The organism is Acinetobacter sp. V89_4 (genome assembly GCF_029967875.1).
GTDB lineage: Bacteria > Pseudomonadota > Gammaproteobacteria > Pseudomonadales > Moraxellaceae > Acinetobacter > Acinetobacter oleivorans.
Genome location: NZ_JASCAI010000029.1, coordinates 228774 through 241668 on the forward strand (window position 1 = coordinate 228774; position 12895 = coordinate 241668).

11 protein-coding genes are annotated in these 12895 nt (G+C 39.0%); 8 read left to right on the forward strand and 3 right to left on the reverse strand.

The features are described from left to right. Positions 1-19: 19 nt before the first annotated feature. On the reverse strand, positions 20-1483 hold the full coding sequence (locus QLG01_RS19055) for a CHAD domain-containing protein (protein ID WP_348994507.1): 1464 nt from the start codon (positions 1481-1483) through the stop codon (positions 20-22). Positions 1484-1648: 165 nt separating this feature from the next. On the opposite strand from QLG01_RS19055, the gene QLG01_RS16965 reads away from it, so the two are divergent. From QLG01_RS16965 to rapA, 6 genes are all read left to right on the forward strand, one after another. Further along, positions 1649-2032, forward strand: a complete 384-nt coding sequence (locus tag QLG01_RS16965; protein WP_282496987.1) for a DUF962 domain-containing protein — start codon at positions 1649-1651, stop codon at positions 2030-2032. Positions 2033-2147: 115 nt separating this feature from the next. Then, positions 2148-2759, forward strand: coding sequence for a thiamine phosphate synthase (gene thiE, locus QLG01_RS16970; protein WP_282496988.1), 612 nt, complete (start codon positions 2148-2150; stop codon positions 2757-2759). A gap of 42 nt (positions 2760-2801) precedes the next feature. After that, positions 2802-4100, forward strand: a complete 1299-nt coding sequence (gene hemL, locus QLG01_RS16975) for a glutamate-1-semialdehyde 2,1-aminomutase (protein WP_013197129.1) — start codon at positions 2802-2804, stop codon at positions 4098-4100. 61 nt (positions 4101-4161) lie between these two features. Further along, complete coding sequence (locus QLG01_RS16980) at positions 4162-4866, forward strand: acyl carrier protein (protein WP_282496989.1); 705 nt, start codon at positions 4162-4164, stop codon at positions 4864-4866. A 132-nt stretch (positions 4867-4998) separates the two neighbouring features. Further along, the gene (locus tag QLG01_RS16985; RefSeq protein WP_111854438.1) at positions 4999-5637 is read left to right on the forward strand and encodes an RluA family pseudouridine synthase; all 639 of its coding nucleotides are present in this window, start codon (positions 4999-5001) and stop codon (positions 5635-5637) included. Positions 5638-5781: 144 nt separating this feature from the next. Next, entirely contained in the window at positions 5782-8619 is a 2838-nt protein-coding gene (gene rapA / locus QLG01_RS16990; RefSeq protein ID WP_013197132.1) for an RNA polymerase-associated protein RapA, read from the forward strand. Positions 8620-8677: 58 nt separating this feature from the next. Here rapA and QLG01_RS16995 read toward each other — a convergent pair whose 3' ends face one another. Together QLG01_RS16995 and fabR are read right to left on the reverse strand one after the other, a co-directional pair. Continuing rightward, positions 8678-9694 (reverse strand): AI-2E family transporter, encoded by a 1017-nt coding sequence (locus QLG01_RS16995; RefSeq protein ID WP_004790840.1) that lies wholly within the window; start codon positions 9692-9694, stop codon positions 8678-8680. Positions 9695-9860: 166 nt separating this feature from the next. Beyond that, positions 9861-10556: an HTH-type transcriptional repressor FabR gene (gene fabR, locus QLG01_RS17000; protein WP_107882831.1), complete on the reverse strand. Its 696-nt coding sequence runs from the start codon at positions 10554-10556 to the stop codon at positions 9861-9863. A 140-nt stretch (positions 10557-10696) separates the two neighbouring features. Between fabR and QLG01_RS17005 the strand changes: the two genes are divergently transcribed. Then, a complete protein-coding gene (locus QLG01_RS17005) occupies positions 10697-11764 on the forward strand; it encodes a ferredoxin reductase (RefSeq protein ID WP_151822887.1) in 1068 nt (355 codons plus the stop codon). Between the two features lie 12 nt (positions 11765-11776). Then, positions 11777-12871, forward strand: a complete 1095-nt coding sequence (locus QLG01_RS17010; RefSeq protein WP_004790847.1) for an acyl-CoA desaturase — start codon at positions 11777-11779, stop codon at positions 12869-12871. The last annotated feature ends 24 nt before the right edge of the window (positions 12872-12895 follow it).

The following is a 12895-nucleotide window of genomic DNA, read 5'->3' on the forward strand; positions in this document are numbered from 1 at the left end:
TACAGCGACTTTTTATAAATTACCAGAAAGTTTCAGCTTGGCTAAAAGTTTGTAAAGCTTTTGCTGAGCGCTTTTGTAGGTGCGGTTGTTTGGCTTTTACCCAGCCTAAGGCAAACCAGAAAGATGAGTCATTTTCGACAACTTTATTGAAAATACCTTCCGCAATAAATAAGTCGTTATATTGACCTAAGGTGTTTTGTACAGGTTGTAGATGTTTTAAATATTGCTGTACTTTCTTGTCAGGATAAAGACTTGAAATAAACTCAACACAATAACGTAACTGCTTAGCTGTCTTTCGTATTTTGTGCTGTTCAGAAACTTCAAGCTCAGAGAAGTGTTCAGCATTGCTAATCACTTTATGATGTAATTTATCTAAACTCTTTTTAATATGTTTTTTTAATCCACCTGTTTTGTTCTTTGAATCTTCTTCTGAATACGCAAATGCTAATAAATCGAGTAATAGCTTAATCGTGTCCGCAGAGGTAAAGATTGTTGAGAGTTCTTTTGAGGGCTGAACTGAAACAGGTAGTAAAAGTTCTGGTGAGCCATGTTGTTGAATGACAGGTAACACCTCGGTACGGATAGCATCTTCATCACGAGTGTCTCCAAGCTTACGGAAAAGCTCGGCAATTTGTTCTTCCCAAACAGGGTTTAGCTCGCTTGACCAGCCAGAGAAGTGTTTTAGTGCACTGCGTAAACGACGTAAACTTACACGTGCCTGATGAATATGCTCAGGTTCGGCAACTCCATCGGCAATTACAGCCATATTGGGTAAGAATTGTCCTAAACAGTTTTCGATAATCTTTTTTAGAGCCTGTTCAGCAGTAATATCTTTATTTAATGTCAGCGCTTTGGCATGTACAGCGGGTGAGGCTGCTTGCCCCAGTGCTAATAAATTCCCACGCTCGGCTTTACTTCTGACATCAAGCCAAAGGGCATAACGATTAATCCATTGCTGTGCAAATTGAATTAGCGTTTTTACTGCGCCTTGCTTAAGTTCAAATTCGACTTCACAAATTATACTTTGTGTATCTGCAGTTTTTACGACGCCGTCATCTAAACAAACTTCAATAGCTGTATTATCTGCTTCAAACACATGATAGGTGCGCTGTACATCGGTCTCAAACTGCAAACTTAGTTTTTCAGCTTGCGTTCCTAAAACCGCATTGATTAAATCAGTTACGACTTTATTATCTTGATATAACTCAAGGTTTAAGTCAGGTTCTTGGTCACACGCACCTAAATGAATTTCTTCTTCAACACGGTGCAGGTGGCTTTGACCTGCGGCTTTAAATGTTTGTACCCATTGATCATCTTCTTTACGTAAACGTAGGGCCATGCCATTTTTTGCGAGTAATCGATCAGGGGTATCGTAATATTTTGCCTGTAAGTGAATATATTTCGCTTTATGTTTTTTTAAGTATTGCTGGACAGTTTTTTTCTTCGATTCAGGTAACTGAAACTTTAGTTCGACTTCGACCATAATATATCTCCCTGAATCAGGTATTTAAACTATCTTGAATAAGTATAATAGCTTAGTCCTAAAAGTAATGCTTTTGATAGAGAAAGTTACAATCAAACATATGACGCTAGGCTTTTATTTAGGTGTACAATCAGGTGACGTTTTGATCAAATAAAAATCAGGAAGATGATCGTGAATGCACCAGTAAACTTTAGCCATGAAGCTCAGCCAGAGTTTGAATTGCCGATTAAAAACTATCAGGAATTTTATCGTTTTTATTTAACCGAACACCGTAACATCATGAGCAGACGCTTACATGTGGTGGGTAGTAGTATTGGTATATACTTTTTTTCAAAAGCAATTCGTAAGAGACAGGCCAAATATGTGATCTATGGTTTGGTAGCGGGTTACGCAAATGCTTGGGTTGGACATTTTGTGTTTGAAAAAAATAAGCCTGCCAGTTTTAAACAACCTTTCTATAGCTTTATTTCTGATTGGCGAATGTTGTCTGATGTTGCACGTGGTCGTTTGAGTTTGACTGATCGCAAGCATGACAAAATACCAAGTTAATTTTACTTTCTATTCTTAACATACCGATTGGTACTGGTAAGCCTATATCAATCGGTACTTATGATGTCCTATAAATCCGTTATACTAGCGAAGTTTTTTAAAGCGAGAGTAGAGTATGCGCGGTTTATATCTCATTACCAATGATGACCCAATCCAATTATTATTAGAAAAACTAGACGCCGCACTCGCAACTCGTCAGGTCGCAATTTTACAGTACCGCCGTAAGAAAGTAGAAAAAGTCGACCAACCCGCAGAAGTCGAACAAATCAAACTATTGTGTGAAAAATATCAAGTTCCATTTGTAATTAATGATGACCTAAAACTGGCCGCTCAATTTGGATTAGGTGTGCATTTAGGGCAAAGTGACGGCGAAATTACCGACGCAAAATCGCAGTTACTTGAAGGTGTCATTATTGGTCGTACTTGTCTAAACTCATTAGAACTCGCCCAAAAAGCAATTGCAGATGGCGCGACTTATATTGCATTTGGTGCGGTCTATGCGACTTCTACAAAACCAGAAGCAGGTAATGTGGGTATTGAAGTGATTAAGCAGGCAGCAGCCCAATATGATTTACCAATTTGTGCGATTGGTGGTTTAACGGTTGAAAACTCACAACCTGTGATTGAGGCTGGGGCTGACCTGTGTGCAGTCATTAGTGATATATTAGGCCGATCAACTGCTGAAATTCCTGCCCGTGTACAGGCGTGGGCACAACTATTTTCTTAAGCTTTCAAAATTATTTTTTAGATATTTAAGACGAGCATTTCCATGAGTTTATCTCCAAAGCAAGAACAGTTATTTAAACAAGCCAGCAAACACATTCCAGGTGGTGTGAACTCTCCGGTACGTGCCTTTAATGGCGTTGGAGGAACACCTGTTTTCATCGAGAAAGCAAAAGGTGCTTATTTATGGGATGTAGATGGTAAGCGTTATGTTGACTATGTTGGTTCTTGGGGACCAATGATTTTGGGTCATGCTCATCCAGAGATTATTAAGGCTGTACAAACAGCAGCAGAAGATGGCTTAAGTTTTGGTGCTCCAACCGTACACGAAACAACACTGGCAGATATTATCTGTGAAATCATGCCATCAATTGAATTGGTACGTATGACTAACTCTGGTACAGAAGCGACCATGACCGCTATTCGTTTAGCGCGTGGTTATACTGGCCGTGACAAAATTGTGAAGTTTGAAGGTTGCTACCATGGGCATTCTGACTCACTGTTAGTAAAAGCAGGTTCGGGCTTACTCACTTTAGGTGAAGGTGAACCAACTTCAAAAGGTGTTCCAGTTGACTTTGCTAAACACACTTTAACGCTTCCATACAACGATATTGCCGCATTAAAAGAGTGTTTTGCCAAATTTGGTCATGAAATTGCTGGCGTTATTATTGAACCTGTTGCAGGTAACATGAACATGGTGAAACCAATCGACGGTTTCTTACAAGCTATTCGTGATGTGTGTGATGAATATAAATCTGTATTCATTATTGATGAAGTGATGACAGGTTTCCGTGTTGCTTTAGGTGGTGCTCAATCGGTTTATAATGTTAAGCCAGATTTAACAACTTTAGGCAAAATTATTGGTGCGGGCTTACCTGTTGGTGCATTTGGTGGTAAGCGTGAAATCATGGAATGTATCGCACCTTTAGGTGGCGTATACCAAGCAGGTACATTGTCTGGAAACCCTCTTGCTATGCGTGCGGGTATCGAGATGTTTAAACATCTTCGCCAACCAGACTTTTACAGTAATTTATCTGCTCAACTTGAAAAGTTACTTGCGGGCTTACAAGCCGCAGCTAATGAAGCAGGTATTCCATTTAAAACTCAGCAAGCTGGTGCAATGTTTGGTCTTTACTTTACAGACCAAGAAGACATTACAAGCTTTGACTCAATGTTGGCATGTGATATTGAAGCTTTCAAAAAGTTCTTCCACGGTATGTTAAAGCGTGGGGTAAACTTGGCACCTTCAGCATTTGAAGCAGGCTTTATTTCATCTGCTCACTCTGATGAAGATATCGAATATACGATTCAGGCTGCCAAAGAAACTTTCGCTGAAATGAAGTAAGCAAAAAAGCCCGTGTTAAACGGGCTTTTTAATTTGAGCTATTTTTTACTTGTTGAGAACAATGTTTTATCCCTTACCTCGAAAAATCCAATTAGCAGCAAATACTTCAAATTGGCCTATTGAATCTACACAAAGTATTTTGCTCATGGTTGGGCTAAATGAACTTGAGAAATCACCTGACTGGGCGCACCAGCCATTAGCCGATCATTTAGAATTGCTAAGTAAAAGAGCACAGGCACTCGAAATTCCAGTTATTTTTATTGATGCATCTCAGCTTCAACAAACCATGTTGCAGTTGGGGCAGCGACTGTCGTCAAATGCTAAAGCCCAAGTTGTGATGGCTGGTGATTTATCACCTCTGTTTAAACAAGTCATGCAGCTTGTTTTATCTATTACCGATTATGTAGCTATTGTAAATGATGCGATCTTGGCGGCTAATCTAGAGCAGCACATTCAATGGGTTGAAAAGATCAGTTTTGACCATATAAAACACTTAAATACGCAGAGCTTAATACGCTTATGGTCTTTAAGTGCCCCGTCTGAATATATTCTGTCGGATAAAGGAATCTTATTGGCAATTGCTGAGCAGGTGGGGCGACACCCCATGGAGATTCATCCTGAAATTGATTTACGAAACTACGGTTTAGATCAGTCTGCTGTGAATTATCTGGTCGAAGTGTGGCATGCGAATGGTGCGAGCTTGAGCGTTGAAGAGTTAATGCAAGCACCGACATTGCAGCATATTATGCAGTTATTGAAGCCTTGATTAACTATAGACTCCAAGTGATCCATAATATTTGCAAATTATGCTGTTAATTTACCCGAACGGCATTGTAATTCGGACGTAAGCTTTTTATTATTGCCCGCTTGTTTTTCATCTTGCCTTGGGAATACAACTTTGAGTGATTTTCTAAGTGAACATCTGATCTATCGTGATGATGATTTTATGGTGATTCATAAACCTTCGGACATCTTGAGTGTTCCTGGTAAAGGTGATTTACATGATAGCGTTTTGACAAGGTTGGTTGCGATTGAACCTAAAACTTTGCTCATTCATCGTCTAGACCGAGATACTTCAGGTATTTTAGTATTTGGTTTATCAAAGCGCGGTCAAAGTGCGATTGCGCGTCAATTTCAAGATCGTCAGACTTCAAAAATATATGAAGCGCTTGTCGCAGGTCATTTAGAGGGTGAGGGGACTGTAGATATTCCTGTCATCTATGATCCAAGCCGACCACCTTTACATATTGTCGACGCTTCTCACAACAAACCTGCTTTAACACATTGGCAGGCAGTAGAACATTTTCAGATTCAGGGACAGCCTGTAACTCGTGTGAAATTAACACCAATTACGGGCCGATCCCATCAACTCCGTGTACATATGCAATATCTTGGGCATCCAATTGTAGGTGACACGCTGTATGCAACGCCGGAGCAACAACTTGTTCCGCGTTTATGTTTGCATGCCAAACAGTTAAGTTTTAATCATCCTGTCACAGCAGAAACATTAACTTTTGACTGTCCCGTACCGTTTTAATGTAAAAATTTTAATGCGTGATTTTTTGTAGCAAAGTCATTTAATTGGTTTTTGCTTCAAAATTTTGCTTTAAAGACTACATAAAAAGATGCAAAAATAAGCTAATTTGCATCGTACAATATGTAGTGCGAACTTGAGAGAAAGGTGGAAAAATTGCAGCAGTATGCTATTGGTCAACGTTGGCTATCAGACACAGAAACTGAACTCGGTTTAGGTGTGCTTATTGATGTAGATGAAAGATCTGTCAGCATTTTATTCCCCAAAAGTGATGAGACACGTGTCTATGCACGTAATAATGCTCCACTATCTCGTATCATCTTTAACACCAATGATGAAGTTCAAGATCAAGAAGGCAAGAAGTGGATTGTTGAGTCTGTTGAAGACCGACATGGTGTTTTGCGTTACAACGTTGTTCGTACCTTAGAAAATGGCGAACAAGATCGTAAAGCGCTGAATGAAACACGTATTGGTGCGCAAATTCAGTTGTCGAAGCCTTTAGATCGTTTGCTTGCAAGTCAGGTCGACTATAAAGAGTGGTATGACCTGCGTATTGAAGCGATGCTTATGCAAGCACAAATGCAGAATAGCCCTCTACGTGGGATGGTGGGTGCGCGTGTTGGTTTAATTCCACATCAGCTTTATATCGCACACGAAGTTGGTAAACGTTTTGCACCTCGTGTTTTACTTGCCGATGAAGTGGGCTTGGGTAAAACAATTGAAGCTGGGTTAATTATCCACCAACAGCTTAAAACCGGTCGCTCAGAACGAATTCTTATTTTAGTCCCTGATTCTTTACAGTATCAGTGGATGATTGAAATGCGCCGTCGTTTTAACTTGCAATTCTCTCTGTTTGATTTAACACGTACAGCATCTATTAAAGAACATGATCCAGAACTTAACCCGTTCTTGACTGAGCAATGCATTATTGCCAGCGTTGACTTAATGGTTGACCATGATGATTTACGTGAGCAAGCCATAGAAGCTGGCTTCGATTTGCTCGTGGTCGATGAAGCACATCATTTGATGTGGAGCGAAGAAGAAGGCGGTAATGATCGCTACGATTTAATTGAAGAGCTTGCTGAAAATACCGCTGGGGTGTTATTGCTTACAGCAACACCTGAACAGCTTGGTGTGGAAAGTCATTTCGCACGTTTACGTTTACTTGATCCGCAGCGTTTTAGTAGTTTAGAGCGCTTCTTAGATGAAGAAACTCAATACCAGCAGACTGCAAAAATTGCTGAAGTACTCATGTCTGATCAGCCTTTAGCTCCAGAGCATTTATCTGCTTTAGAAGGCTTATTAGGTCACAGTATTGAAGACCAACCTGACCAACGCTTTAGAGCAATTCACGAATTATTAGACCGTCACGGTACAGGTCGTATTTTATTCCGTAATACGCGTGAAGCAATTCAAGGCTTCCCAGGGCGTGATTGTCAGCCAGCACCATTACCAGCACCAGAAGATTGGTCAAAAGATGGGAAACTGCGTGAGCAAATGTGGCCAGAAGAAGCACAACTTGATGGTTCATGGATGCAAAATGACCCACGTGTGCTATGGGTAATGGAAATTCTGCGCAAAGATCTCAAGCATAAAAAAGTGCTTTTAATTGCGCGTAGTGGACCAGTTGTTGAAGCTCTAGAAAATGTATTGCGTTTGCATGCGGGCATTCGTACTGCAATGTTCCATGAAGGCATGAGCTTACTTGAACGTGACCAAGCAGCTGCTTATTTTGCTGAAGAAAGCTATGGTGCACAAATTCTACTGTGTTCAGAAATTGGTTCGGAAGGCCGTAATTTCCAATTTGCCAGTGATCTAATTTTATTTGATCTGCCAGCTAATCCAGATGTTTTAGAGCAACGTATCGGACGTCTAGACCGTATTGGTCAAGAAAACCGTATTCAGATTCATGTGCCATATCTTGTTGGAACAGCTCAAGAGCGTATGTTCCGTTGGTACAATGAAGCGCTTAATATTTTCAGCAATATTTCTCCAACAGCGCAAACGCTGCAAGAGAATTTTATTGTTGAATTAAAAGACTGTTTACTGGCAGACCAAGGTCAAACATTTGAAGATTTGCTTGAAGAAGTGAATGTTCAACGTCAAGCTTTAGAAGCTGAACTTCAAGCGGGCCGAGATCGTTTACTTGAATATAACTCATGTCGTCCTATCGTGGCGCAAGAGATTGTTCAGGCGCTTGAAGATTATGATGACAATACAACGCTACCAATGTTTGTGAAGCGTTTCATGTCTTCAACCAATATTGACTTTGATGAGCAAAGTAACGGTACGGTAATTATTCGTCCAACAGACCAAATGCAAGTGCAAGGTTTGGCGTTAGACGAAGAAGGCATGACCGCTACTTTCTATCGCGACCAGGCTCAGCTTCGTGAAGATGCTCAATATTTAACTTTAGAGCACCCATTCATTGAAAGTGTAATGGAAATGATCCGTACGCAATCATTTGGTAGTACCAATGTTGCTGTACTCAAATCTAATGCATTAAAGCAGGGTTCAGTATTAATTGAAGTGTGGTTTAAAGTCGATGTAGTTGCGCCTAAGGCGTTAAACTTACCATCGAGCTTGCCTAAGCAGTTAATTCGTGTGCTATTAAGCGAAACTGGTCAAGATTTGTCTGAAAAAATTGATCCAGCAATTTTGAAACCATATTTACATCACTTAGATGGCAATAGCTGTCGTCAGGTGGTTAAAGCTCGCCGTGATATTATTGAGCAACGTTATAAACAAGCGTTGGATATCGCGAAAGTTGATTTGCCACAGCTTCAGCAGCAAGCAAAAGAACACTATGGTAATAAATGGCAATATGAAATTGACCGTTTAACTTATCTAAAACAGTTCAATCCAAGTATTCGTCAAGATGAAATTGAACGTTTGCAAAAGCTGCAAAAAGAAGGCTTGAGCTTGCTTGATGGTTTAACTGTTACACCAGAAGCAATTCAGGTGTTAGTTGTGGTTAAACCGTAATTAACTCAAACTAAAAAAAGCGCCTAGAGGGCGCTTTTTTTTATACATCGATTTTGAATTAGATGAGACCGGCATCTTTTAGTTCTAATTTTAAATATGCATAGAAAATTGGAGCTGCGATTAAACCACCTAAGCCAAAAATTGACTCAAATACCAGCATTGCTAATAAAATCTCCCATGCATTTGCATTGATTTTATGCCCAATAATTTTAGCATTAATAAAATATTCAAGTTTATGAACAAGAACGAGATAAAGTAATGCTGCACCTGCGAGTCCGAGTGAAACAGTAAGCGCGGCAATGAATGTCAATGTATTGGAAATAAGATTACCTAAAATTGGAATCAGTCCAAACATGAAGGTCAAAATAGTAAGTGTTTTGGCAAAAGGAAGGTGCACTCCCCAAAGCGGTAATAAAACAAATGCAAATAAAATAAAGAGCAGCGTATTAATTGCTGAAATTTTTATCTGTGCAAAAACAACATTTTTAAATGAAATTGATAGTTTCTGAATACGTTGGATCAGAAGAGATTTAAAAACAGGTTGGGGGGTACGGCGGTGAAAACCATGTATAGCCACCAAAATACCGATAATGAGGCCCATAACCATCGTCACGAAGTTATGCAAAATATCGGAGCTGGTATTTTTTAATATGGTCACGTTATCTTTCATAAACGCGAAAATTTCATCTTTTAATTCTGTCACGCTATCGGGAATATAACCTGGAAGATATTTGCTAATTTCAGCTTGTAAATGCAACAGGGTTTGATCGACTTTGCTGTTGATATTATGGATGCCTACACCTTTTAAATCATGAACCACAAAGCTAATTAAACTTGTAAAGAAAAAGGCGATTAGTGAAATCGTAATAATACTTAATAAAATACTAATAAAAATGCGGGCTCTTTGACCATCAATATAACGTTCGACAACCGAGCTTAAGCTAATAATAATTTCATAAATAAGAAAGCCTGCAAAAAAACTTGCTAATAGGTGTAATGGGATAACCGAAAGCAAAAAGATGCCCATAAGAATGTAGCTTGCAATCAGACTTTGACGATTATTCAAATTTTGCATGTTGATCCCTGAGATCGTTGGGAATATAGAAGAAAGAGCAAATGGAATAATTATTTATACTCTCGCAAGCTATTCGCTTCAATCGGTGAATTATATTTTTATTGGAAAATAGAGGAGTTAGATGTAAAAATGGCCTGTTTATTAACAAGCCATTCATCAGACAATTTTAACGAATTTCTGCTTCATCTAAATGCCGAGCACCTTCTAAAATCATTCGAATCATAATCATCGTTTGCTCAGCAACTTCCGCACGTTGATGAATTGGAAGATCAATCACTTTGGCGCCCATGTGAAACACAAGTTGCGTAATTGCTTTTGCAACAAGATCAGGGTGGTATAAGTGGTTATTATTTAAGTGCTCTAGACGAATTAAATCTTCTTGTAGTTCTTGCTGGAAGAAGTTTAATTGACGATCAACCGCTGCTTTATAAGAAGTAGAACCTGTAAAACCTTCGCGTAGTAATAAGCTTAAATTACCTTCATCGGCATCGAGCTGCTGAAGAAAAATATCGACAGAACTGCGAATAATACTTTCTTGTAAGGAAGCACGTAGGCGAGCCTGTCGGATAATTTTACGTAAGACGATACCTGCACGGTCAATTAAAGAAATTGCTAACTCATCAATATCTTTAAAGTGTCGATAGAAACTATTTGGCGCAATGCCAGCTTCTCGTGCTACTTCACGTAAACTTAATGAAGCAATACTCTTTTGTGGGCCAATCAGATTTAGAGCAGCCTGAAAAAGTTCTTCTTTAGTAATTGTCGCTTTTCTTCCCACAGAACGCGTAGCTGTTTTAATTTCAATGACATCTTGTTGTTGAGGTGTGTCATTCAGGTTCTGAGAAAGTGAAGATTGGGTCATGCTGTTCAATATATTTGTAAACTCTCAGGATTATAGCCTTAGAAGCTGAACTTGTGAAATTGTAATTAAAAGTACGGGTGTATATACAAATATATATACATGTGTATAATAATTAAAAAAGAGCGACAGAGCGTCCATCTATGCAAGTAATCGAAAAGAGAAATTCTCTATTCAATTCATTGACACAAGCCATCTTTGATAAAGAAATGGCTAACTTCTGGCTACAAAAAGTTAATCCTTTATGGTCGGTAAAACATGGGCTTGTTCAAATTGTAAAAAAAGAATTTGTCGCTCATGACATGGTGAGTCTTACATTAAAATGTAACCGTTTAGTGAAAGTAGGTGTTGCTGGTCAGCATCATCCTGTCATTGTTGAAATTGCTGGTCGTCGTTATGAACGTACTTATAGCTTGACGCAAATTGATGAACAACATTTACGTTTAACGATTAAAAAAGTGGCTGATGGTATTGTCAGTAACTGGTTTATGACTGAAAGCCAAATTGGTGATGTTTTTGAGCTTGGTCAGCCTTATGGTGACATGCAACAAAACATCAAGACACCGAAATTAATTATGCTAGCTGCGGGTAGTGGTATTACCCCAATGTTGAGCTTAATCACTGCAATTAAACAAAGCCAGCAGTTAGATAAAGTTCAAGTACAGCTTTTATATTGGGTAAAGCAACGCTCTGATGCAGCTTTTGTTGAATACTTTGAAAAAGTTGCAGAGCAATTCCCAAATTTTAGTTATCAGGTTTTTTATACACAAGAAACACCAAATGATGAACGTTTAAATGCAGAGCATTTAGCATTAGTAGACGATTTGGAAAATAGCACCATATATGCATGTGGACCTTCTGGTTTCGTTTCAACAGTGGAACAGCTTTTTGAAAAAGCACCGACTGTATTAACAGAAGCTTTTAGCTTAACGCGTGATAGTACGGCTGAAGTTGGTTATGTAAATGTCACATTAACCCAGTCTAATAAGGTTATTGCAATTCCAAAAGGCGAATCAATTTTGGTGAGTCTGGAACATGAAGGCCTTAAGCCAACACATGGCTGCCGTATGGGAATTTGTAATAAGTGCGTTTGTAGTAAAGCTCAAGGTTCTACACGTAACTTACTCAATGGTAGTGAAAATACCGAACCAAGCCAATTACTCAAAATTTGTGTGAACTCAGCACAATCTGATCTAGTTATTGATCTTTAAGAGAGAACTTTTATGAATATGCCAGTGAAAGTCGAATATTTTAAAAATCCTAAAAATCGAGATTTGACGCCAGCAGAACTTGACGCATTTGCAAAAGAGCTTGATCAGATCAAACAAGAAGTATTGGATGATTTGGGTGAAAAAGACGCTAAATATATCCGCCGTGTCTATGCAGCAGTTCGTTACAGTAGTTTTCTAGGCCGAGCTTGTTTATTTGCAGGTTGGTTCCCACCAGCATGGATTTTAGGAACAGGTCTATTAGGCTTTTCTAAAATTATGGAAAACATGGAACTTGGGCATAATGTGATGCATGGCCAATACGACTGGATGAACGATCCTAAATTTAATGGTCAAACCTACGAATGGGATACGGTCGGTACTTCTGATAACTGGCGCCAAACGCATAACTATAAACATCACACATATACCAACATTAAAGGTATCGATGATGATATTGGTTATGGTTTACTTCGTTTATTCCCAGAGCAACGTTGGAAACCTGGTTTCTTGCTTCAACCCGTTTATAGCATTCCATTTTGCTTATTGTTCCAATGGGGCGTAGCGATTCAGAACCTTGAAATTGGTCGCGTTCTTTACAAGCGTAAGAGCATGGCTAAATTCTTGGAAGAATTGAAACCAGTAAATAAAAAGATTGGTACCCAGCTTTTCAAAGATTACGTTTTTTTCCCATTAATTGCAGGGCCAGCGGCATTACCTGTATTGACAGGAAACTTGGTTGCGAATGGTCTTCGTAATATCTGGACGTTTACGATTATTTTCTGTGGTCACTTCACAAAAGATGCAGAAGTATTTCCAAAGTCTGTTTTACAGGAAGAAAGCCGTGGTCACTGGTATATGCGCCAGATTCGTGGTTCTTCAAACTTAAAAGGTTCAGAAGCATTACATATCTTAAGCGGACATTTGAGCCATCAAATCGAGCATCATTTATATCCTGATGTTCCTGCGCGCCGTTATCGCCAAATGGCTCCAAAAGTTGAAGCTGTATGTAAAAAATATGGTCTAAATTACAACAATGCTAGTCTGGCTAAACAGTTTGGACAGGTTGTGGGTCGTATCTTTAAATATGCTTTACCCTTTAAAAAATAATCAAGAAAAGCCCTGATCAGTTCA